Annotated in this window: 21 protein-coding genes; all 21 read left to right on the top strand. The window is 33.7% G+C overall.

The window, feature by feature from the left end:
- Positions 1-15 precede the first annotated feature (15 nt).
- The 21 genes from EDD66_RS00405 to EDD66_RS00305 all read left to right on the top strand — a co-directional run bounded on the left by EDD66_RS00405 (position 16) and on the right by EDD66_RS00305 (position 25,493).
- Positions 16-1,218 carry a Coenzyme F420 hydrogenase/dehydrogenase, beta subunit C-terminal domain gene (locus tag EDD66_RS00405; protein ID WP_123607566.1) on the top strand — a complete coding sequence of 401 codons (1,203 nt, stop codon included), beginning with the start codon at positions 16-18 and terminating at the stop codon, positions 1,216-1,218.
- A 17-nt stretch (positions 1,219-1,235) separates the two neighbouring features.
- Positions 1,236-2,489 (top strand): lipopolysaccharide biosynthesis protein, encoded by a 1,254-nt coding sequence (locus EDD66_RS00400; protein ID WP_123607565.1) that lies wholly within the window; start codon positions 1,236-1,238, stop codon positions 2,487-2,489.
- An 18-nt stretch (positions 2,490-2,507) separates the two neighbouring features.
- Positions 2,508-3,470 carry a glycosyltransferase family 2 protein gene (locus EDD66_RS00395; RefSeq protein ID WP_123607564.1) on the top strand — a complete coding sequence of 321 codons (963 nt, stop codon included), beginning with the start codon at positions 2,508-2,510 and terminating at the stop codon, positions 3,468-3,470.
- 146 nt (positions 3,471-3,616) lie between these two features.
- Positions 3,617-4,636 carry an NADPH dehydrogenase NamA gene (namA, locus tag EDD66_RS00390; protein WP_207667733.1) on the top strand — a complete coding sequence of 340 codons (1,020 nt, stop codon included), beginning with the start codon at positions 3,617-3,619 and terminating at the stop codon, positions 4,634-4,636.
- A 231-nt stretch (positions 4,637-4,867) separates the two neighbouring features.
- The gene (locus EDD66_RS00385) at positions 4,868-6,184 is read left to right on the top strand and encodes a C39 family peptidase (protein ID WP_123607563.1); all 1,317 of its coding nucleotides are present in this window, start codon (positions 4,868-4,870) and stop codon (positions 6,182-6,184) included.
- A complete protein-coding gene (locus tag EDD66_RS00380) occupies positions 6,177-7,364 on the top strand; it encodes a hypothetical protein (protein ID WP_123607562.1) in 1,188 nt (395 codons plus the stop codon). Before EDD66_RS00385 ends, EDD66_RS00380 begins: the two co-directional genes overlap by 8 nt.
- A gap of 15 nt (positions 7,365-7,379) precedes the next feature.
- Positions 7,380-8,564, top strand: a complete 1,185-nt coding sequence (locus tag EDD66_RS00375) for a hypothetical protein (RefSeq protein ID WP_123607561.1) — start codon at positions 7,380-7,382, stop codon at positions 8,562-8,564.
- 30 nt (positions 8,565-8,594) lie between these two features.
- A complete protein-coding gene (locus EDD66_RS00370) occupies positions 8,595-9,779 on the top strand; it encodes a hypothetical protein (RefSeq protein WP_123607560.1) in 1,185 nt (394 codons plus the stop codon).
- A 308-nt stretch (positions 9,780-10,087) separates the two neighbouring features.
- A complete protein-coding gene (locus EDD66_RS00365; RefSeq protein ID WP_123608044.1) occupies positions 10,088-10,840 on the top strand; it encodes an NAD-dependent protein deacylase in 753 nt (250 codons plus the stop codon).
- 1 nt (position 10,841) lies between these two features.
- Positions 10,842-11,597 carry a YdcF family protein gene (locus tag EDD66_RS00360; protein WP_123607559.1) on the top strand — a complete coding sequence of 252 codons (756 nt, stop codon included), beginning with the start codon at positions 10,842-10,844 and terminating at the stop codon, positions 11,595-11,597.
- A 199-nt stretch (positions 11,598-11,796) separates the two neighbouring features.
- Complete coding sequence (locus tag EDD66_RS00355) at positions 11,797-12,243, top strand: hypothetical protein (protein ID WP_123607558.1); 447 nt, start codon at positions 11,797-11,799, stop codon at positions 12,241-12,243.
- Between the two features lie 24 nt (positions 12,244-12,267).
- The gene (locus EDD66_RS00350) at positions 12,268-12,669 is read left to right on the top strand and encodes a hypothetical protein (protein WP_123607557.1); all 402 of its coding nucleotides are present in this window, start codon (positions 12,268-12,270) and stop codon (positions 12,667-12,669) included.
- Between the two features lie 166 nt (positions 12,670-12,835).
- Positions 12,836-13,657, top strand: a complete 822-nt coding sequence (locus tag EDD66_RS00345) for an alpha/beta hydrolase (protein ID WP_123607556.1) — start codon at positions 12,836-12,838, stop codon at positions 13,655-13,657.
- 231 nt (positions 13,658-13,888) lie between these two features.
- A complete protein-coding gene (locus tag EDD66_RS00340) occupies positions 13,889-15,214 on the top strand; it encodes an FAD-dependent oxidoreductase (protein ID WP_123607555.1) in 1,326 nt (441 codons plus the stop codon).
- Between the two features lie 129 nt (positions 15,215-15,343).
- Positions 15,344-16,774 carry an ABC transporter substrate-binding protein gene (locus tag EDD66_RS00335; protein WP_123607554.1) on the top strand — a complete coding sequence of 477 codons (1,431 nt, stop codon included), beginning with the start codon at positions 15,344-15,346 and terminating at the stop codon, positions 16,772-16,774.
- A 153-nt stretch (positions 16,775-16,927) separates the two neighbouring features.
- The gene (locus EDD66_RS00330; RefSeq protein ID WP_123608043.1) at positions 16,928-17,869 is read left to right on the top strand and encodes a carbohydrate ABC transporter permease; all 942 of its coding nucleotides are present in this window, start codon (positions 16,928-16,930) and stop codon (positions 17,867-17,869) included.
- 16 nt (positions 17,870-17,885) lie between these two features.
- Complete coding sequence (locus EDD66_RS00325; protein WP_123607553.1) at positions 17,886-18,731, top strand: carbohydrate ABC transporter permease; 846 nt, start codon at positions 17,886-17,888, stop codon at positions 18,729-18,731.
- 64 nt (positions 18,732-18,795) lie between these two features.
- On the top strand, positions 18,796-20,622 hold the full coding sequence (locus EDD66_RS00320) for a sensor histidine kinase (RefSeq protein WP_123607552.1): 1,827 nt from the start codon (positions 18,796-18,798) through the stop codon (positions 20,620-20,622).
- Between the two features lies 1 nt (position 20,623).
- The gene (locus tag EDD66_RS00315) at positions 20,624-22,267 is read left to right on the top strand and encodes a response regulator (RefSeq protein ID WP_123607551.1); all 1,644 of its coding nucleotides are present in this window, start codon (positions 20,624-20,626) and stop codon (positions 22,265-22,267) included.
- Positions 22,268-22,305: 38 nt separating this feature from the next.
- The gene (locus EDD66_RS00310; RefSeq protein ID WP_123607550.1) at positions 22,306-24,471 is read left to right on the top strand and encodes a methyl-accepting chemotaxis protein; all 2,166 of its coding nucleotides are present in this window, start codon (positions 22,306-22,308) and stop codon (positions 24,469-24,471) included.
- A 14-nt stretch (positions 24,472-24,485) separates the two neighbouring features.
- Entirely contained in the window at positions 24,486-25,493 is a 1,008-nt protein-coding gene (locus EDD66_RS00305; RefSeq protein WP_123607549.1) for a glycoside hydrolase family 130 protein, read from the top strand.
- Positions 25,494-25,523: the final 30 nt, after the last annotated feature.

The raw sequence follows: 25,523 nt of genomic DNA, 5'->3' as shown, positions 1-25,523 counted from the left end.
ACAGGGAGGAATTTTATGATTCTTTATAAAGATAAAGATTTTTGTACTGGTTGTACAGCATGTGAAAATGTTTGTCCAAAAAATTCAATAACAATGATAGAAGATGAAGAAGGTTTTTATTATCCAGTAATTGATGATAAAATTTGTAATGACTGTGGATTATGTAAGAAGACCTGCCCTCAATATAAAGAATATAATAAATGTGAAAATATTCCGGAAATTTATGCTGCATCACATAATTCTAAAGATATTGTATTTAATAGTTCTTCTGGAGGGATGTTTACAGCTCTTTCAGACTGGATATTAGAAAATAATGGTGTTGTATATGGAGTTATGTTTGATGATAATTTTATTGTTTCTCATAATCGTGCTACTGATAGTCAAACACGGGACAAGTTTCATGGGTCAAAATATGTGCAAAGTAATATTTCATCAACATTTAAGCAAGTTGAAGAAGATTTAAAAAATAATATAATTGTTATGTTTACAGGAACTCCATGTCAAAATGCAGGTTTATTGAATTATTTGGAAAAAAGGAAAGTAAATATTGATAAATTATATACTTGCGATAATATTTGCCATGCAGTAACTAGCCCATTAATTTGGAAAGAGTATGTCGAGTTTATTGAAAATAAATTTGATGATAAACTTGTAAAATATAGTATGAGAAATAAAAAAGAAGGATGGAAATCCCAAAAAGTATTGGCAGAATTTAAACAATGCGATTACAGTAAAGAGTGTAATTCTAAATATTCATTTAATAAATTATTCTTAAGTTTACTACCCGTTAGGCCAAGTTGTTACGAATGTAAGTATACTAGTTTTAATAGAGTTACCGATATAACTTTAGCTGATTTTTGGAACTTTGAAGAAAATAATAAAATATTTGATAAAGATAAAGGAATATCATTAGTCTTAGTTAATAGTGAAAAGGGTAATAAGTGGTTTGAGGCAATTAAGAGTAATATAAGATTTGTATTAAGCAACCAGAAAGAATGTTGGCAACCTCATCTAGAATATTCTAGTGCTAAACCCAAAAATAGAATTAAGTTTTGGAATGAATATCATAGATATGGTGGTAATTTTATTATTAGAAAATATTCAGGAGGGACTTTTTCTAGTAATGCGAAAAGAATACTAACGCCCTATCTAAGGATGTTCGGCTTATATACTTTAGCTGGAAAAGTATATGCAATTGTTTTTGGAAAGAAAAAGTAAATGAAAGTGTGTGAATTGTGAATAATAAAGAAATTGTATCAAGTAAAAAGGTGTTTTTTTGGAATATAGTAGGTAGTTTATGTAGTGCTGGATCCTCTTTCTATTTATTAATGGTGGTTACCCGTATTTGTGGTGCAAGCCAAGCAGGAATATTTTCAATCGCATTTGCTATAGCACAATTAATGTTGACAATTGGAAGATATGGTATGAGAGCATATCAAGCAACTGATTTACGCGAAGAATTTTCATTTTCTACATATTTAACATCAAGGTTAATTACTAGTTTTGCGATGATAATTAGTAGTGTCATTTATATTATTGTGAGTGGATATACAATTGAAAAATCAATAATAATATTTTTTGTGTGCTTAATTAAAATGGTTGATGCAGTTGAGGATGTGTTTCATGGCTTATTTCAACAGAATTTTAGAATGGATGTAGCTGGTAAGTTATTAGCCTTTCGCAATTTTTTTACAATGCTATTATTTACAGTAATAATTTTAGTATTTAAAAACTTATTAATCACATGTTTACTAACCTCACTATTATCAATAGTCTTTTGCATTTTAATTAATATACCATTTACCACTAAATTTACAGATATTAATTTTAGCTGGAATTATAATAATCTTAAAAGATTATTTATTCAATGTTTTGCACTTTTTGCAGGTTCCTTTTTATCCTTATATATTTATAATACACCAAAGAATGCCATTGATAAATATATGTTAAATGAATTTCAGACATTTTATAGTATATTATTTATGCCTTCCTTTGTTATTAACCTATTTAGCGAATTCGCTTTTAAACCATTACTTACGAATCTAGCGGTATATTGGGATAAAGTTGAAATGAAAAAGTTCATATATATGATTGTTAAATTAATAAGCTTAATTATATTTATATCATTTTTTGTAATTTTAATTTCCTATTTTATAGGTGTAGAAGTGTTATCTTTAATATATTCAGTAGATATAAGAGAGTATAGAATAGAATTTGTAATTTTACTTATTGGTGGTACATTTAGCGCAGGTGTTAATTTTTTATATAATGTATTGGCTGCTATTAGAAAACAAAAAAGTATTTTAACAGCTTATGGTGCAATTGCGATTACAGCAACATTTGCTTCAGCGTTTTTTGTAAAAACCTATGGTATTCGAGGTGCGTCTATGGCGTACTTGTTATCAAGTTCTTCTCTTTTTACAATTTTCCTTGGAATATTAATTTTTAATATAATTAAAAAGATAAAAATAAGTTTCAATAGTAACTAATGAGAAAGGAATAAAAGAATGGATACTAGTATAAATAATGCCAAAATAGCTGTTTTAATTCCATGTTACAATGAGAGTAAGACAATAGAAAAGGTTGTAAAAGATTATAAGAATGTCCTACCAGAAGCAGATATTTATGTTTATGATAACAACTCAACGGACAGTACGGATGAAATTGCTAGAAAAGCTGGCGCTATTGTAAAATATGAATACAGACAGGGTAAGGGTAATGTTATTAGAACAATGTTTAGAGATATTGATGCAGATTGTTATTTAATGATAGACGGTGATGATACTTATCCTCCTGAATATGCTAGAGAGATGGTTTCATTAGTTTTAGATAAAAATGTTGATATGGTTATAGGAGATAGATTATCATCTACATATTTTGAAGAAAATAAAAGAGCATTTCATAATTTAGGTAATATAATGGTTAGAAAGCTTGTTAATTTATTTTTTAAAGGTAATATTACAGATATTATGACAGGTTACCGTGCATTCAGTCCAATTTTCGTAAAATCATTTCCAGTTTTATCAAAAGGTTTTGAAATTGAAACTGAAATGACGATACATGCATTAGATAAAAACTTAAATCTCAAATCAATTCCAGTAACATATCGTGATCGACCTGATGGGAGTGTATCGAAATTAAATACATACATAGATGGATATAAAGTAATATCAACAATATTTAGATTATTTAAAGATTATAAGCCATATGCTTTTTTTGGCACAATCGCATTATTTCTTGGAGTTTTTGCAGGAGCATTATTTATACCTGCCTTTATAGGATTTTTGCAAACAGGGTTAGTTACAAGAATACCGTCTGTTGTAGTATCTTCCTTTATGGCAGTTGGTGCAATACAATTTTTTATGTGTGGGCTTATTTTGGATACGGAAGCAAAGAAACACAGACAGTTGTTTGAATTACAAGTAAATATGATGCAAATGATAAGAAATAGTGGAAGATTTAATTATTAGTCTACTACAAGGGTTAAAGTTGATATTAAATACTAATATATTTTAAGTAGAGGGTTAATAAAAACTTTTATTAATAATTATACTTGAATTGTGTTATATCATACTATTATTTAAATATTCATTTAATGACTGTAAGGAGGCCTCCCATGTCAATATTATTCTCACCCTTTCAACTAAAAAACCTTACCTTAAAGAACCGCATTGTTATGCCGCCAATGTGCATGTACAGCGCTGACAATGACGGTAATCCAAACGACTGGCATTATATCCACTATACTACCAGAGCCATAGGTGGAGCTGGTCTTATCATACTGGAAGCAACTGGTGTGGAAAGCAGAGGACGTATTACAAATAAGGACCTTGGTATATGGAAAGACGAGCAGGTTGAAGGATTAAGTAAAATTGTGAAAGCCTGTCATCAGTATGGGACAAAAGTGGGAATACAATTAGGACATGCAGGCAGAAAATCGGAAGTGAAGGAAGAACATTGTATTGCTCCAAGTTCCATTCCATTTAATTCAGAATACAGATTACCAATAGAAATGAACAAAGATGACATTCAGACTGTTTCCCTTGCGTTTAAAGAAGCCGCAAGGAGAGCAGATCAGGCTGGATTTGATGTGGTCGAGATACATGCCGCTCATGGATATCTAATCAGTGAATTTTTATCACCACTTACGAATACAAGGACGGATGAATATGGTGGAAGTATAGTGAACCGTTATCGCTTCCTGAAAGATATCCTCCAGGAAGTGACTACTGTTTGGCCAAAAGAGAAACCGATTATTGTAAGGGTATCTGCGGAAGATTATGCAGAAGGCGGAAATCATGACACTGATTTAGCCAGAATCATGAAAGCAATCAAGAGACAGGGAATTGATCTTGTAAATGTAAGTTCCGGTGGCGTTGTGGATGTTCCGGTAAAAGCATATCCGGGATATCAGACAACTTTTGCAGAGACCATCCGAAGAGAGGCTAAGCTGCCTGTGATTACGGGAGGATTAATATCTTCATCATCTATGGCGGAGGAAATCCTTCGTAATGAGAGGGCGGATCTCGTATTTATTGGCCGTGAACTTTTAAGAAATCCATATTGGCCATTACACGCCGGAAAAGAAGTAAGGGAAGAGATAGACTGGCCTGCCCAATATAATAGAGCGAAATAAAGATTAAAGTTATATAGGATTGGTTAAATAGAATAAAATAGTTGATTTTTATTATGTATAAGCTTTTAGTGAGAATATATAGCTATCTCATTAGAAGCTTTTTTCACTTCTGGGGAAACCGGAATTAATTTCTAAAAGCTTGACAATAATTTACTATTAAATTAGTATAAAATTATAAAGGGGAATGTTTTTATTTAATAAATAAAATAATGTGAAAAGGGGGAGTTGTATATGAGTAGATTGGTGGTATCTTATAATGATCTTGACGATGTAATAAAGTCAGCCAAAAAGACTGCAATTATGCTAGAAGAATATGCAGAAACGCTGGAAAGTGAAGTAAGTAATAAACTAAGAAATTATAGTGGTGAATGGACAAATAATATTGATGAGGCGGATGACCTCATTCATGAGAAACTAAAACAATTAAGGCAGAAGGAAGATGATTTCCAGACACTTGCATATAATATGGGAACATTTAAAAATAGTTGCATGATAGCAGATAATAATGTAAAAGTTGCTATCGAATCCTTATCAGGAAATTTTAAAAATACATATGGCATGAAAGAAAATATATTTACCAATTTTTTCACTTATGTGGGAACAGAAATTACAAATTCCAATGCATTAACAAGATTCTTAAAAAGCAAGCATGATAATATTGAATTCGATCTGCCAGATATTACTGAAGAAATTAAGAACTGGTACAAAGAAGGTAAATATTTAGATAATGACTTAGTGAGGGCAACAATAAAGATGGGTGACAATGTTGTTGATTTTATCAAGGATCAATATGAAAATGCCAGGGATAATATTAAGGACGGAATTGCTGATGGAATAGAAGAAGCGAAAGCTTTTATACCGCGTCATGTTAGTAATAATCTGGCATTAGATTTTTATGACTTTATCAGTTTGCCACTCTTTGCAATATCCCAGGACAGGATTAATAAAAATTATGAGAAAAATACTGAGTACTTTAAAGAAAATTCCAGTGATTTGTTAGTACAAGGGGAAGACGGAAAAAATTACATAGAACATCAAGAGAAAAAAGAACTGTTTGGTAACTTGGACTTTGGGTTGAGTGATATTAACTCATCAGGTTGCGGAATAATCGCCACCTATAATGCTTTGGTAAATCTGAATTCATCTGTTTCAGACAACTTATTTCCAGATTTAATAAAATATTATGAGAAAAAAGGAATTGCAGCAAAAGGTTTCTTAGGGAATAATCCAAACGCAATCAAACAATATTTTGATGAAAATGGTTATAAAACGAAAATGATAACATCTACAAGTGAGAGTGATTTTAATCAGCTAGGGGAAGATTATGAAGCAATTATTGTAACAATATATAATGATAGATATGATATCACTGAACAAGCACATACTGTTGCAATAACGAAATATGATAGACAGTATTATTCTCATAATTTAGATGATATAGTAAATGGAGAACCAAGTTTTTATGAGTCAATAACCAATAATAATAAAAATGAGAGGAGAAAAATTATCTCCGCAATAGGAATAAGTAAGGAGCAAAAGGATGAATAGAAAATTATTTAATATAGTAATGGGAATATTGATAACCGTATTGTTTTCTGGCTGTTCTCATAGAGATAAAACAGGATATTACCCAATAAATAATATTAATTCCAAACTGTCACATAGCTCTAGTGGACTTACCTGTTCCAATGAAAAGGAAGATTATTATTATTCAAATGGTATTATTTATAAATATGGTAATTCCATTGAGAGTAGTGAACCAATTGTTAATACATACGAAGTACCCGGTGGTGAGGAATATTATCCCACCAATATTGCGGTAACTAACAATTATTTATATTTTATTATAGATGGAAAATTATTTCGAACGGATTTACTTACGAAGAAAACAGACTCTCTTTTTTCAGAATTAACAGGTCGTTTTGATGATGTTGCTGCAGATAAAACTGGAATATTTGTATCGTACTTTACTGATATATCACGAATCTATTGGTTGGATGATGGGAAAAAAGAATGGGGAAATGCTATAGACCTTCAAAAAATTTTATCAGAGGGAGAAAAGGTACAGAATATAAATGATTTTAATAATTATATTACCACATTTAATAATTATCTAATACTTGGAGATGATCATTTGGGAATCGATAATATTCGAGTAACCAGTGCATTTTCACAGAAGGAAAATAGAATTAACTTAGGGAATTTCGGAAGTGCAGAGGAATATTTTGTGCTCAATGGCATGATTTATGGTCTAACATTAGATGGATATTATCCTATTGATAATTCATCGATAAAATATATATCAGCATTGGATAATTATGATAGTGTACATTTTAACTGGAAGCCTGGTCATTATGTAGTAGAAAATGATAAATTATACCTGTTAGTTCAGTATGCCAAACCACCTAAGGTTGTAAATCCACACCAAAGTGATAGCATATTTGATGCCTTAATAGAAGTAGACCCAATCACGGGCGATAGTAAAGAACTATTTAAGACCAAAAGTAATATGCCAAGAATAGTAGCCTATGAGAAAGGTTTTGTATACCTATTTCGTGAGTATCAGATTTCATCCTATAACTTAGCAACAGGAGAGGAAGAAAAGTTAGCAGATTTACCAGAGAATGATTCCTTAATATTTGACTGTGTGAATGGAAAGATTTTTGTGTATAGATGGGAGACAAAATATCACGGTCTGGTAGCGGTTGTAGAGTTAATGGATGAATAAAAAAGGAGATAAACAATGAGTAAGAAGAAAATACTAATATTTTACTTATTGATACTTGTAACTTTACTATTCGGCTGTACAAAAAGGGACAAGACAGGACATTATAAGGTCTATAATATCAACTCTAAATTATCATATAATATGTATGGACTTGTTCATTCAACCGGAACGGATGACTATTTTTATTCTGATGGTATTATTTATAAATACCATAATACAATTGAAGATAGTGAACCAATAGTAGATACAGTAAAAGTTTCAAAAGCATATGAACTTAATCCATTAGGGTTTGAAGCAACAAGAAATTTTTTATACTTCATTATTGATTGGAAATTATATCGTACAGATTTAAAAACAAAGGAAACAATTCAACTTTTTAGCGAAGTAAAGGAACCTTTTGCAGATGTAGTATCGGGAGGGGATGGAGTATATATTGCTATTGATTCAGAGAATGAATTTACTTTTTGGTTGGAGGATGGAGAAAAAGATTGGAAGTCATTACATAAAATTCAGGATTTATTTACAAAGGATTCCAGGTATCAAAATATCAATGATTATTATAATTATGTATGCTCATATAGGTATAAACTTATTCTAGGAGATGATCGACTTGGTAGCAATCGCTTCCAAATAAACGGCATTTTTTCAGAGAAAGATGATAAGATGATTTATATAAATACAAGGTCTCCAGATAATCAATTCATGTTAAAAAATAAGCTTTATTGTTTAACACGAGATGGTTATTACGAAATTGGTAGTCAGGATATATATCCCATAACTGCTATATCTGAGTTTAAAAATAGTCGGTTTACTTGGGTGCCTGGTCATTATGTAGTAGAAAATGATAAATTATACCTGTTAGTACAGTATGCGAAACCACCTAAAATAGTAAATACCAATCAGCGTGATAGTATCTTTGATGCAATCATAGAAGTAAACCCTATAGCTGGTGATAGTAAAGTACTATTTAAGACCAAAAGTAATATGCCAAGAATAGTAGCCTATGAGGAAGGAATTGTATATCTATTTCGTGAGTATCAGATATCAGCCTACAACTTAGTAACAGGAGAGGAAGAAAAAATAGCAGATCTACCAGAGAGAGATTCTTTAACATTTGACTGTGTCAGTGGGAAGATATTTGTTTATGAACGGAAGTCAGGATATTATAGTCTGGTAGCGGTTGTAGAGTTAAAGAATTAAACTCTATAAGAATAAGCAAGGAGCAAAAGGATGAATAGAAAATTATTTAATATAGTAATGGGAATATTGATAACCGTATTGTTTTCTGGCTGCACTCATAGAGATAAAACAGGATATTATCCAATAAATAATATTAATTCTAAACTGTCCCATAGCTCTAGTGGCATTATCTGTTCCAATGAAAAGGATGACTATTATTATTCAAATGGAAATATCTATAAATATGGTAATTCCATTGAGAGTAGTGAGCCAATTGTTAATACAATCGAAGTATCCGGTAGTGATGAACTACATCCAACAAATATTGCAGTAACTAATAATTATTTATATTTTATTATCGATGGAAAATTATTTCGAACAGATTTACATACGAAGGAAACAGACTCTCTTTTTTCAGAACTAACAGGTCGCTTTGTTGATGTTGCTGCAGATAAAGAAGGAATATTCGTATCGTACTTTACTAATATATCACGAATCTATTGGTTGGATGATGGAAAAAAAGAATGGGATACTGTAATAGATCTGCAAAAACTTCTATTAGAGGGAAAACAAGTGCAAAATATATATGATTTTAATAATTATGTTAAACCATTTATGAATTATCTACTGCTTGGTGATGACTATTTGGGAACCGATAATATCCGAGTAACTACAGTGTTTTTACAAAATGATAGAATTATTTTTGTTAATAACGGAGGTATGGAAGAATACTTTATGCTTAATAGAATAATCTATGGTCTGACATTAGATGGATATTATCCTATTGATAATTCGACTACATGTTCTATTTCTGCATTGTATGATTATGAAATAGGGCAATATAATTGGTTACCTGGTCATTATGTAGTGGAAGATAAAAAATTATATCTACTAGTTCAGTATGCCAAACCACCTAAGGTTGTAAATCCACACCAAAGTGATAGTATATTTGATGCCTTAATAGAAGTAGACCCAATCACAGGCGATAGTAAAGAACTATTCAAGACCAAAAGTAATATGCCAAGAATAGTAGCATATGAGAAAGGTTTTGTATACCTATTTCGTGAATATCAGATTTCATCCTATAACTTGGCAACAGGAGAGGAAGAAAAGTTAGCAGATTTACCAGAGAGTAATTCCTTAATATTTGACTGCGTGAATGGAAAGATTTTTGTTTATAGATGGGAGACAAAATATCACGGTCTGGCAGCGGTTGTAAAGTTAAGGGATCAATAACAGTGAAAGTGGATGTGGGAGCAACCGTATGTGAATATTTTAATATAAAGGAATAATCGACTGGGGACGGAGTTTAAGTATAATATTCGTCCCCAGTTTCAATTTCTATATTTTGTGGGTATTTGATCTCCCAATCTGCATTGATATGATATAATGAAAACAATGAGCCAAGCGCGAAGCATTTGGCGAATGCAACAAGATCATGAACTTGTTCATGATATAATGAAAATAATGAGCCAAGCGTGAAGCATTTGGTGAATGTAACAGGATCATGAATAAATAGTTGAAAGAAGGGTTCCTTTATGAATATGGATACTTTTTATCAAGTAAAACAAATTTTGCAAGATAATGACAATATTGTATTCTTCGGGGGTGCAGGAGTATCCACTGCTTCAGGTATTCCTGATTTTCGTTCTGCGACAGGTCTGTATAATCGCCAGACCGGAAACAATTATTCTCCAGAATATATGTTGAGCCATACCTTTTTTATGAAACATCCGGAAGAATTCTATCGTTATCTAAGAAACAATTTATATTATCCTGATGCCAAACCTAATAATGCCCATAAGGCATTGGTTAAATTAGAGAAGATGGGGAAATTAAAGGCAATCGTGACCCAGAATATTGATGGGCTCCATCAGGTGGCAGGCTCAGGGAATGTAATTGAGTTTCATGGGAATAGTACGAAATTTTATTGTATGGAATGTGGAAAAGAATATCCATCAGAATATGCTTATGAAACTCTGGGGGTTCCAAAATGCAATGAATGTGGTGGAATTGTAAGATTTGATGTTGTGCTGTATGAAGAGCCGATAGATCAGAAGGTATATTCCCGGGCTATTGAAGCCATTGGGAAGGCAGATGTTTTGATTGTAGGTGGAACTTCTTTAGTAGTTTATCCGGCAGCAGGGTTACTACAGTATTATAAGAAAGATAAGCTGATCCTTATAAATCAGGAAGCTACAATGACAGATAATCAGGGGGATTATATTTTAATTGGAGATATTTCTAAGATTTTATGGGATTTGGTTCAGGAACTATGCCAGGGAGGAGTCGGTTAAAATGAGTATTTTATCTTTATTATTATGTATCATAGGTATTTTTTGCTTTGGTTACTTTCTTGCAATTGTATCCTATTCAGGAATTGGAACTGCTTTTCTATGGTTCTGGGCAGCAGCAGGAATCGCCTGTTTTCTTTTCGGAGGTATTCTTTTTTACATACATAGTCATAGTATAGGTATAAAAAAGTACATAAGTATTCCCTTCTTAGTAATAGTTCTATTTGGAGTGTCTATCTTTACCTTGACAGAGGGAACCATTATATACAAAGGCAATTCCAGACCCAACAAGGGAGCAGGATATGTAATTGTTTTAGGGGCTCAGGTAAGGGGCAGTACAGTGTCAAGGGCATTAAAGAATCGATTGGATATATCCTATAACTATTTAAAAGATAATCCGGATTCACTTGTAATTGTTTCAGGAGGGCAAGGGAGTGGAGAAGATATTTCAGAAGCTTTGGCAATGAAGAATTATTTGGTCACATTAGGCTTGGAGGAATCCAGGATTTTAATGGAGGACAAATCTACCAATACTAATGAGAATATTGCATTCAGTCAAAATTTTATTGATAGTAAGGATGAATCCACAGTTATTGTGACAAATAAGTTTCATGTATACCGTGCCACTATGATTGCCAGGAAACAAGGTATGACCAATATAGAGGGCCTTGGTGCTCCCAGTGATGATATTCTTATGGTTCACTATTATGTAAGGGAATTCTTTGCCGTAGTGAAAGATAAATTGATTGGAAATATTTAATTATAAATCAAAGAATTTTTTGCTTCACTTAAACTATATACTTAAGTGTGGATGACAATATCCCTTAAGCATATGTGTTAAATTTACAAAATTACCATAATATTTACATTGTAAAATTTTGTGAATCACAATATAATTGAACTTGTTTTTAATATCAGTAATCATTATCAACTGTACCACATATATAGGGAGGATATATATGAAGAACAAGAAGATTATATTTATAGTAGCATTTATGGTAATTACATTATCTCTTGGGAGCATACAGGCATATGCTGCATCAAATAACACAAATCTGTTTAATTTAATAAAGCAGTTATTTGATAGTAAAGGAGATCAATATTCAAATGTAGCCGGACAAGATATGGATAGGATTAATAATACCAATAAAGAATCCATTTTATCTGAGCTTTCAAATATTGATAAAGAAATCAATGCCCTTAGTGAATATGAAAAGAGACAGGTAACGGAGGGAGAAAGTCAGGTAAAACAGTATACGGACACTGCGAAATCAGACATAAAAGAGGGTATTAACCAGGGAAAGAAAAGTGCGGAAGATAAGATAAAAAGAAAAGTAGATACAAAAGTATCAGAAGGTAAAGCAATGATTGATGCTGAGGTAAGCAAATACATTAATTCAAAATAAGATTTCATAAAGGGGGTGGCTGTAGTGCATAAAGGCAACGGAATATATAAGATAGTGGTGTTTATCTTTATCATTATCTTTACAGGAGCGCTTCATGTACATGCAGCTTCCCCAAATCAAACAATAATTCAAAAGTTTGAAGCCCAGACACCAAAGCATTTAATATCTATTGATGAAAAAATGAAATATTTTTACTTAAAATATGTTTATGATATACGTATATATGGATATATTGAGCAATCAAATGCCAATAATGAAATCAATAAATATAAACAAAAGGAAATCAATCGGATTGATACAGAGTTGCAGGAATACAGCAAAAATCTTATAACCAAACATGAAAAGAAAATTGGTAATAAAAAAAAGCAGTTACTTAGAAAAATTGATCAAATTATTATACAGAAACAGAATGAAATGTATAATTAAGCAGGCAGCTATTTATATTAGGTATGGTGAATGACCGATATAGATGGCTGATATTTTTATGTAAGAAACTGAATTTATCAGTTACAGTATATTATTTATAAATAAAGCTTGTGCTGGTAAGGAGCCTGGACGTATAATATAAAAAATATCATTCAAGGAGGATATCATGATTTACAAAGAAATAAGTGTCAATGTAGAAGGATCCATGCCATATGTAAAGTTATGTATGTACTTTTTGGATAATTCAGATGAGATAGATCCAGAAAAATTACGTCCTCTTATACTTATATGCCCAGGTGGCGGATATTCCATGACATCAGACAGAGAAGCAGAAGCATTTGCCATACAGTTCATGTCTATGGGATATCACGCGGCGGTACTTCGTTATTCTGTAGCACCGGCACGCTATCCAACGTCCCTGTTAGAATTGTCTAAATCAATAGCTTATCTTAGAAGCCAGGGTGAAGAATATCATATTGATACGGATAAAATTATAGTTCAGGGGTCATCTGCAGGTGGACATCTGGCTGCCAGTCTGGGAGTGTTCTGGAATAGAGAATTCTTATCAGATAAACTAAAGGTTTCCGCTGAAACCATAAAGCCTAATGGGTTAATTTTAAATTATCCGGTAATTACATCTAAGAAGTTTGCTCATAAAGATTCTTTTCGTAATTTACTGGGAGACAGATATGATAGTCTTGTAAATGAGATGTCCTTAGAGGATCAGATTAGTAAAGACACCCCAAGAACATTTATCTGGCATACTTTTACCGATGCCAGTGTACCTGTAGAGAACTCCCTTCTCTTTGTGGAAGGCCTGGTAGAACATAAGATACCGACAGAGTTTCATATGTACCCGGTAGGGGCACATGGACTGGGACTTGCTAATGAACTGACTGCAAGACCGGATGGATATGGAATACAGAAGGAATGTGAAAGTTGGATACAATTAGCTAAAGTGTGGCTTAATGGGCTCACTCGTGAATAAGTCTTTTTCAGTTGAAATAATATTGCCTCGTCTTGATTTTTAGACGAGGCATTTTCTATATCATAAAATGTTTGAATATTATACATATCAGGTTCGTATTTTGGATTACATCTTAGAGGTTTTCATAATAAAATTAATATAATTATATTTAGGCAGAGTCTGTAAATAGGATGATGACTTATATCAGAACATATGTAAAGAAAAAGATTTCAGTGGTAAGGAGGAAATGCCATGGATTATAAAGAAGAGTATGATGTAATTGTAGCAGGTGGCGGACCTGCGGGAATCGGAGCAGCAGTTTCGGCATCAAGAAATGGACGGAAAGTATTATTAATTGAAAGAGCAGGGTTTCTTGGAGGTATGGCCACCAATGGATCAGTGCCGGCTTTTTGTCCTTATACTGATGGAGAGCGCCCTATTGTTGGAGGAATCGGACTGGAGGTTCTGAATTGTATGAAGAAGGAAAGCTACGTCAGTCCGTTTTATGACCATAAGGAAGGCAGAATAAAAGAATATGACTGGGTCCCAATTGATCCGGAAGTGTTAAAAAGAGTTTCTGATCAGATTGTATTGGAGAGTAAATGTAATATTCTTCTCCATAGTCTCGTAACAGATGTTATCGTGGAAGCCGGTAAGATAAAAGCTGTTAATGTACATAATAAGGGTGGAAATTACTGTATCAGAGCAAAATATTTTATTGATTGTACCGGAGATGCAGATCTTGTTGCCATGGCAGGGGGCTCCTTTGAATATGGAGATGAAGAGGGATTAGTGCAGGCAGGTACCTTATGTTTCAGGATCTCTAATTTTGATACAGATCGGTTTATGATATATGCCAGAGAAAGTGGAGAAGATGGAAATCTGAATGTTGCAGTAAAGAAAGCGAAAGAGAATAATGATTTTCCCAAAGATGAAAGATATGTTGCAGGGATTGCCCTGCAGGCGGATGGTATGGCAGGATTAAATTTTGGACATGTATATCATTTTAATCCACTGGATGGGAAGGATTTAACAAGGGCAGAGATGGAAGCAAGGGCCAGATTGCCGGAGTTCATGAATTTCTTAAGAAAATATGTACCTGGAGCAGAAAAGGCAGTTTTGGCTTCATCCGGTCCTGTGATTGGCTTAAGGGAATCCAGGAGAATTGTTGGAGATTATAAACTTACGAAAGAAGATTACTATAACAGGGCAGATTTTGAAGATACGATTGCCCGCTATTCCTATCCGATTGATATACATGCAGCAACACCAAAAGAGGATGATTACAGCACAAATAGAGAATATGTAACATCAAAATATAAGATTGGGGAAGCTTATTCCATTCCTTACAGAGCACTGCTCCCGGTTGGATTTCATAACCTGTTGGTAGCAGGAAGAACTATAAGCACTGACCGTGCTATGCTAGGCTCTGTTCGTGTTATGCCTGCCTGCTTTGCAACGGGAGAAGCCGCAGGGACAGCCGCCGCACTCTGCTGTAAGAAAAAGTTAACATTCCGCCAGATTCCAGGGAAGGAATTGCAGGAAATGCTCATAAAACAAGGTGGGATTCTATCATAAACAGTGATTGTGATACCATCAGATTTTAAACATCCATAAGTCATATATTGGATTTGCAAATAGTTTAAAATATAATAATATTTAAGTGCAATAAACAAGCAAAAGCGAAATGTAAAGGGAGGAATATTTATGAGAAAAAGAAAGTTACTGGCTTTCCTGTTATCCGTTGCTTTAACTGCAACGATGATGGCAGGGTGTGGAAAATCTGTTGATAAATCAGGCGACACTCCATCCACAACAGAATCCACCGATGAAAGTAAGACTGATTCAGAAGCGACCGGAGAAAAGACAAAAGTCGTTATATGGTCAAAAGACAGACATGATGCTGATTTAATCACTTCAAAAGTAGATGCGTACAATGGAAATAATACGGATAACATCGAAGTAGATTATCAAATCTATACAGAAAATTATGAACAGGCAATTGATATGGCATTCCAATCAGGAGAAGCACCGGATATCATAGTCCATCAGACCCAGATATTCCAGAAGTATGTCAACAGTGGAAGATGGGCTGATTATACTCCGTATATGGATGATGATTTCAAAGCAACATTTGGATCTGTAATCATCCCCGGAATGAACGAGATCGATGGAAAAGTTTATTATGTACCAACGACCGGTACAACTGGCCGTCTATTCTACAATAAAGCAATATTTGAAAAAGCAGGTATTGCCAATCCTCCTGCAACATTGGAAGAAATGGTAGAAGATGCAAGGATAATCACCAGTAAACTTTCCGGCGAAGGAATCTATGGTTTTGCGGCAAATATGAAGAGTCCGGGTTCTGCACTTGGCCGCTCTTTACTATATCAGGTACAACGGGAATTAGGTTTATCTTATGGTTATGATTTTGCTGCGGGTAAATATGACTTCTCAGGGTATGAACCGGTGATCAATTCCTGGAAAACACTGTTATCCCCAGAGTGTGCTTTCCCAGGATGTGAATCCTTAGATATTGATCCCCTCAGGACTCAATTTGCAGACGGTAAAATTGGGATGTATATTTCCTATACTCATGCAGAGCCGGGTGTTTATAAGAACCAGTTTCCAATGAAAGATGAATGGGGGGTTGTTCAAATCCCTGTAAGTGACGGTAACGTAAAAGGTGCTCAAAGCTACATAGCAAATGGCGGTTATTTATTCAATGCAGAAAGTAAGAATCTGGATGCAGCCTGGAAAGCGTACAGAGCAATTTTTACAGATATTGATTATTTAGCAGAGTACTATGAACAAGGCCTGGGTATCAGTATTATACCAGCCGTTATTGAAAAAGCGAAACCGGCGCAAGTTTATATAGATAATGCAGACCTGCTCATTGGAGATACAGATGCAATATGGCCGCTGGCTCCACAGGAAGTGAATGCAAATGCTGTATTAGTGGAAGGTATGGATATGTATGCTACCTTCGGAAGTATGATGTTAGGTGATGCAGATATCAAATCCGGTTTAAAAGATTTAACTGACAGATATAATGCAGCATTAAAAGCCGGAATAGATGAAGGTACTGGTACGGAGATTAAAATTGATAGTTTCAATCCAAAGAATCCTTCAAAATAAATAAAGGTTACTTAATGGGGCATAGTTATCAAACTAATGCCCCCAATTTATTATCGGAATTGTGAAACTGTATTATTGGTATCCCAAATCAGAATATATAAAAGTTTCACAATTATCCAGATACCTATGGAACAGAAAGGAAGAATAGCTGTGATGAGTAAACATGGCACACAAATATCAAACATAAAACGAATGAGAAAGATGAAAGAGAATTTACAATCTTACAGTTTGCTTCTCCCAAATCTGATTCTATTTATAGCGTTTTCTATTTATCCATGTATATGGACTTTGAAATTTATCTTTTACCGATATGGTGGAATCGGTACTCCTGATCCTAAATTTATAGGACTTGATAATATCATCCGGGTTTTTCACGATGAAATCTATTGGAAGACAGTGAGGAATACATTAATCTATGCAGGGGCAAAAATTGTACTGATCATACCGTTGGCTTTCCTCCTTGCATTATTTTTAAATAAGCAGCGCAAAGGCAACGGACTGGTGCAAAGTGTCATTTTTGTGCCAACGATTATGAGTTCTGCAGTAATGGGACTTGTATTCTATCTGCTATTTAATGTTTATAATGGACAGATCAATCGTTTCCTGCTGGATTGGAATGTTATCAAGCAGCCGATCAACTGGTTAGGTACCGATCATGCAATGAAAACTCTGGTTATCACAGCAATCTGGGGCGGCATCGGAAATTATATGGTTTATTTTATAGCAGGGCTTCAGAGAATTTCAGAAGATACTTTAGAAAGCGCCAGGATTGATGGTGCAAACCGCCTGCAGACTTTGTGGTACATAACAGTTCCAATGCTGGGTCCAATACTTAAGATCATACTTATGATTTCCATTACAGCAGCTTTTAATGATATGAGCAATGTAATGGTATTAACGGAAGGTGGCCCTGATAATTCTACAATGGTCATGTCATTATATGGGTATCAATTCTTCTTCTCCATCTCTCCAGGCAGCATTGTGTCAAAACAATATGGGTATGGTGCAGCTGTCAGCGCAGTTTCAGCATTAATAGCAGGTGGAATCACAGTATTTTATTTATTTGTATCAAAGAAATTAGATGATGTCTACTAGAGAGGAGGAAAGAGACATGGGTAGATTTAAGAGATACGGGCTTGGAATTGGTATAGGGATCTTTTTATGTATTATGGTTGTATTTACTTTATATCCTATTATTTATGCAGTAATCGGTTCCTTTAAAACCAATAGTGAATTGACAGCAGGAGGCAGTTTCTTTCCTCAGGATGGCTGGCACCTTGAGAATTATTGGAATGCATTTATTCAGGCGGACTTTGCAAAATATACCTGGAATAGCGTCTTCATTAGTATCTCAAGTATGTTAATTGCTGTCATTACTTCTTCTTTAGCAGGGTTTGTATTTGCAAGAAGAGACTTCGTTGGAAAAAAACTAATCATGATCTTTTATGTAGGGTTAATGTTTGTAGCATTGGGATCCGTAACTTTGTATCCCATTTATAATCTGTTAATGGCACTGAAATTACATAAAAGTGTAATTGGGTTGATCCTGGCATTAACGGGAGGACAGGCTTCTAATGTATTATTAGTAATGGGTTTTGTAAAAAGTATTCCAAAAGAATTGGATGAAGCTGCGATTATAGATGGGTGTACGATCTATGGGATTTTCTTTAAAGTGATAATGCCTTTGATCAAGCCCATTATGGCAGTAGTTGCATTATTTACATTTAGGAATTCATGGAATGATTATGTGACAACTTTAATTATGAGTATTTCCATGCCAAATTTAAGAACCTTAACAGTGGCAGTTGTTCAATTAAAATACTCTATTAATGCAGCAGCGGAATGGCATGTTATGTTAGCTGGTGCATCCATTGCCATCATTCCTATTTTAATTGTATATTTCTTTGCCAATAAACAATTTATTGCCGGATTGACCGCAGGAGCCGTGAAAGGTTAGTAAGAATGGCAGAATCCATGATATAATTATATTGTCAAAAATTGTTCTGTTGTGAGGTGGGGAAATGCTAAAGTTAATTGGTAGTTTAAAAATCCGTACAAAAATAATTATCCTGTGTTCAGCTATATTATTAGCCAATAGCAGCACTGTAGGATATCTTTACTACAATTATGCCTTTAAAGATACTTTGGAAAATACATATAGCAGTTCGGAAGATATTATATATCAGGCTAATAATTATCTGAACGACAGAATTGGAGCAATTGTTCGAAGAGTATATGCAATGTGCAATAATCAGACATTTACTTTAGCAATGAGTACCTATTTAAACGATCCTGAATGTGAAAGATATTCCAAATTATTAGGAAATATAGCAGATTCCATAACAGAATTATATCAGGGGGACCGGTATATCCATTCTGTTTATGTATATACAAGATACGGTGAATTCGATAATTTCTCCAGGATCAAAAGAAGAGATTTTAATTTTACAGATTCAGAATTTTATCTTGGTTTTGAGAATGATCCTCTAAAGACCATATCCTGGTTTCCGGCAATGAAAGATAAGATTTTTACAGGGAATGATACTGTGATACCTGTGGTATTCCGCTTTTTAGTAGTGGGAAGCAGGGAGAATGTATATATTGTTGTAAATCTCCAACAATCAGAATTTGTAAAGTATTTTAAAAATAGTTACGCATCTGTTGATAAATTATTTATCACAGATAAAGATGGGAATAACATTGTAAATTGCGGTAATGAAGAAAAACAGATCATAAAAAATTTTAACGAAGAAAAATTAGGCAGTAAAAATGCGATCTGTGAGAGTGTTTTATATGATAAAACAGAATACTTAGGTACCTTTACCAAGATTAAAACAAATGGATGGAACTTATACAGTATTAAATCAAAAACAGAACTACTCAGTAATTTGGAAGCACTTCGGATATTTATTATCATTATCACCCTCATAAGTATTGGGGTCAGTATATTTATTATTGCCCTATTTACCTACAGTATCACTGCTCCAATGAATCTGCTGGATAAGATAATGAGAAAAGCAATCCAGCAGGATTTTAAAGTTAAATTTCAGTATCCATATGATAATGAAGTTGGAAATCTGGCAAATAGCTTTAATTATATGATTGGTGAAATCGATGATCTGATTACGGAGCTTAATATCAATATAGAAGCATTAAAAGAAGAGAAAGAAAATGTGAAAACTGTGCAGAAGTTAAAGAGAAAAGCTGAATTAAAGGCACTGCAGGCCCAGATCAATCCCCATTTTTTATATAATACATTAAATGCCATTACCTGGCAGGCGGCAGACCAGGGAGCATCCGAAATTAGTATATTAGCCAATTCTTTAGGTAAATTCTTCCGATTAAGTTTAAGTAAAGGAAATGAAGTGATTACCTTAAAAGATGAAATAGAACATGTACGAAGTTATCTGGAAATTCAAAGTATACGCTATAAATCCAAATTAAATTATCATATTGATATCAGCCATGATCTGCTTAATGTCCCGACTATTAAATTATTATTGCAGCCGTTAGTGGAAAATGCCATATACCATGGCATTAAGTTAAAAGAGAAGCCGGGTTTCATCCATATCCATTTTAGCAGGCATTTCAATGACAATGGCATAACGGTCATAAAAATGTGTGTGGAAGATGACGGATATGGCATTGAAGAAGAGAAACTTAGAACAATTAATCACTGTTTATCGGAAGGTAAGATGAATCAGAACGAAGGATATGGTATTTTTAATGTAAATGAACGTATCAAATTATATTATGGAGATGACTATGGCTTGATGCTTGAGAGTAAATATAAGGAATGGACAAGGGCAACTATCATAATACCAACACATATCATGGAGGGTGATTAATATGTATCGTATTCTAATTGCAGACGATGAAGATTATATCAGAGATCTGGTAACGAAAAGTATCAATCAGTCATCACTGGATATGGAAGTTGTAGGTTGTGCAGAGGATGGTGCCAAAGCAATAGAGATGGTGAAAGAGTTGAAACCGGACATTCTGATTACTGATATCTGTATGCCTTTGGTCAGTGGAATAGAACTAATAAAAGGAATCAAAGAAATCGGTGAGAATATTAAGACAGTGATTATCAGCGGGTATGATGACTTTGCATATGCAAAGTCGGCAATGGACCTGGGAGTTACTAATTATTTATTAAAACCATTTCTTCCCGATGAATTATTCGAAGTGTTAGAAGGGATTATTGAGGAACTTAGGAATCAGGCAGCACTGATTCGAAATATGACAGAATTGCAGACTCATTTTGAAGATAATGTTTTATATATACAGGAGCGATTTTTAAAAGATTTATTTCTTAAACAGACGGGAAAGAGTGATTTTATTGATGAGGGTAAAGCAATTCGATTAGATTTGGAAGCAAATTTCTATTGTACAGGAATCTTAAAGATACAATCGGATTCCTTCCATAAAAAATGGAATTTTAGTAATCAGAAAGTAGTAGAAGAATTCTTAATAATAATCAAGGATCAGTATTTTAATAAAAATATTAAAACTTATGGTGTCAGTTTCCATGATAATCAGTTAGTAATGCTGTTTTGCAGCATATACGAGGATGCCTTTGAATTTAATTCAGGAATTAGAGAAAGTCTGAAGAAAATGAATCAAAGCCTCCAAAAGTATTATAATATGCAGTTTGTATGTGTTTTAGGAAAGATTTATAAAAAGGCGGAACAGATAAGCGCATCTTATGAAGAAGCCCTATCGGTAATCCAATATATCCTGCCCGACGGAAGTTGTGTCATTCATTATGATGAAGTGAAACAATTAGAAAAATCCGGGAATATGGAAAGGGACATAAAGAAACCCCAGGAATTGAAAGAAGAATTAATATTAGATATACGGCTTGCAAGAAAAGAGAATGCTTTGGTTGTCCTTAATAAAATACTCCAGTATTATGAACAAATCTATGTGACCTCTCATGAATTTGTAAATATGTCAATTTTAGAATTGGTTTTTTCCATTAATGCAGCATTGGTAAGATCGCAGGCAACATTTAATGTATGGAAAGATGATAAGATGAAGCAATATTTTAAGAATCAGATATTATGCGGAACCTTGTTTGATACTAAGATCTTATTAGAGAACTATATAACAAAAGCATGTGAAGAATTTTCAGGAATCATAACGAATCAAGGAGATAAATTGGTATATGATATCAAGACTTTAATTGAGCATAATCTATCCAATGAAGATTTTAATCTGGAAAGCATTTCTTCCCAATTATTCTTTAGCCCTAATTATATCAGGCAATTATTTAAGCAGAAAACAGGGGAAGGCTTTACGGAATATCTTATAAGAAAAAGGATGGAAAAAGCCGGAGAATTATTAAAAGATCCGCTTAATAAAATTCAGGATATTTCTGATGTTACAGGATATAGCAATCAAAGATATTTTTCGAGCTGTTTTAAGAAGTATTATGGATGTACACCAACGGAATACAGAGAACATGTATTGCTTGATAAAAGTTAAGTAAAGTACAAGATACTTTTAGCGAAAGGATAATTCATATGAAATTATTTCAACGAAAGAGAACGAAAGCTAAAACAGAAACGAAATTACGTAAAAAGACAAAATCCATGACAGCTTTAAAAAGGCATCCCAGACCCCAAAATAGAAGGAAGCATAAAAAATGGAGGATTAGTATCCGAAAACAATTAATCTTATGCTTTTTTATTCCGGTGCTGTGCATCATTGTTCTGGGGCTGGTATCTTACAGACAGGCATCCAGAATAATTGTGTCCAATTATGAGGATGCATCCATTGCCAATATCAATACGGCAGGAGAATATTATAATTTAATTTTAACAAGTGTAGAGGATAAATCACTTCAGATATTAAATGATACCATTATTAAGCAGTATTATTCGGGATATTATAAAAAGAATGTGGCAGAAGAAAATGAGATTTTAAAAACCTTAAGAAACAATATTGTTGCAATGGCTACGGCAGATAGTATCGTAGAGAATATTGCAGTGATTACAAGTTATGGGAAAGAAGCAGTTTCTTATGGCTCATTTTTGCAGACTTCTGTAGAAACTCCATATGAAGCATATGTAAAGACAGAAGAAGCGAAACAGGTAATAGCAACAGATAAAGAGAATTTATGGTATGGATACCACAAATTCTTTGATGATGAGTTAGGAATCAAAGAAAATGATTATGGTATCTCTTTGATCCGCCAATATTATAATAGTGGATCAAAACCAATTGGTTTTATCATGATTGATGTAAAGAAAAGTATTTTACAGGATGTAATCAGTGGATTAAATCTGCCAGAAGGAAGTTCTTTCGCATTTATTACTCCGGATGGAAGAGAAATTACAGATTCTGATGAAGGAATGGAACTATTATTTACAGACAAACAGTTTTATATTGATTCTACACAGAATGACAATGACAATGGATATAAATATGTAGATGTAAAAGGTATAAAATATTTATATGTGTATACCAAAGTGGGTGACACCGGCGTTATGGCCTGTTCCTTAATACCGGCTTCATATTTTACAGGTCAGGCAGACATTATTCGTAATTTAACAATTGTAATTGTATGCATTGCTTCATTTATCGCTATATTAACAGGTTTTCTAATCTCTAACGGAATCAGTGGAGCAATTAAGAATATTATGGATAAATTGTCTGTAGCTGCAAATGGTAATCTGACTATAGAGATTAAAACAAAGAGAAAAGATGAATTTAGAAACTTAGTAAGCAGTATCAATCATATGATTATAAATATGAAAAACCTGATTGAAAAAACAAGCAGGATTAACAATAAAGTACTGGGCTCGTCCAATCTGGTTGCTTCCAGTTCGGAACATATGTTAGAATCCAGCAAAAATATCAGTAATGCAATTCACGATATTCAACATGGCGTAGTGGAACAGGCAGAAGATACGGAACAATGTCTTTCCCAGACCAATGATTTATCAGAGCGCATTGGAAGAGTTTATAACAATGCGGGAGACATGGATCAAATAGCTGCTACTGCGAAAGATATTGTAAAAGAAGGAATTATAATTATAGATAATCTAAGTAAAAAAGCGAAAGCAACAGCTGAAATAAATCGAACTACCATCAGTAATATTGAAGAGTTGGAAGCAGAAACCATATCCATTGGTTCTATCATTAAAGTCATCACTGAAATAGCAGATCAAACGAATTTACTCGCACTTAATGCCAATATTGAGGCAGCGAGAGCAGGTACTGCAGGAAAAGGGTTTGTAGTTGTAGCAGATGAAATTCGAAAATTAGCAGAAGGCTCCAGTGAGGCTGCAAGTAAGATAAGCCAGATTATTGGACATATTCAGAATAAAACGAAAGTTGCCGTAGCTACGGTAAAAGAAACGGAGGTTATTATTCAGAGCCAGGAAGATGCACTGCATAATACCATACATGCATTTGAGAATATTAATACTCATGTAGAGAGATTGGCTAAGATGATTGATAGTATATCCAGTGAAATTCATGATATTGAACAGTCAAAAGCGACTACCTTAAATGCTATTATGAATATTTCGGCTATCTCAGAGGAATCTGCGGCAGCATCGGAAGAAGTAGAGACAACCGCAGAAAAACAGCTTGATTCTGTAACGAGATTAAATGAAGCAGCGCAGGAATTAAGAGGGCAGGTGAAGCAATTAGAAGAGGCCATTAGTGCATTTAAAATATAAAGGAGACGTAAGTTATGGCAAAAATGTTACCAGAATTAAAATCCAGCAAGGTTATTACAAGATATAATGGTGGTGAACCGGTTTTAAGTAAAAAAGAGATTCCATATGAGGCAAATTGTATCTTTAATGCAGGAGTCATCAAATATCATGGACAGTATGTTATGGCATTCCGTAATGATTATGATTATAATGGAAAAGGGGCTTTTAACGGGTGTATGATAGGTCTGGCGTTCAGTGAGGATGGAATTCACTGGAATGTAAGAAAAGAGCCATTTATTACAGTAGAAGATATCCATGACCCTGATGTCATTAAGGTTTATGATCCTCGTTTAACAGTAATAGAAGATACCGTTTATCTCTGCTTTGCAGTCGATACGAAACATGGCGTGCGTGGTGGCATTGGTGTTACGAAAGATTTTAAGAAGGTCGAAGTTTTATCACTAACTGCCCCAGACAATCGGAACATGGTATTATTCCCAGAAAAAATAGATGGAAGATATGTCCGTTTGGAAAGACCTTTCCCAGTATATTCAAGAGGCGGAGTTGACCGATTTGATACCTGGATGTCCTATTCTAATGATCTTCGCTATTGGGGTGATACAAAATTATTATTAGCAGTAGAAGACGTTCCATTTGCTAATGACAAAATTGGTCCAGGAGCACCTCCCATTAAGACAGATGCTGGCTGGTTAACATTATTCCATTCCGTAGATATTGACAGAACGAGAGGAAAAAATGGCTGGGAAGATCAGTGGCAGAAACGTTATTGTGCCGGTATTATGCTCCTTGATCTGAAAGATCCATCTAAAATCATTGGTATGTCAAAGGATCCATTAATTGCACCTGAAACAGAATATGAAACAGAAGGTGGTTTTCGTACCAATGTTATCTTCCCTGGGGGCTTAATACTTGAAGATAACGGAGAAGTAAAGATTTACTATGGTGCATCCGATACAGTGGAATGTATGGCAACTGCCAGAGTGGAAGATTTAATTACATTATGTAAACCAATAGATAAATAAATTTATACATATTTATGACATGTATTACAG

The sequence above is a fragment of the Mobilisporobacter senegalensis genome, assembly GCF_003752155.1.
Classification (GTDB): Bacteria; Bacillota; Clostridia; order Lachnospirales; family Lachnospiraceae; genus Mobilisporobacter; species Mobilisporobacter senegalensis.
This window is presented reverse-complemented; position numbering and strand designations above follow the sequence as displayed.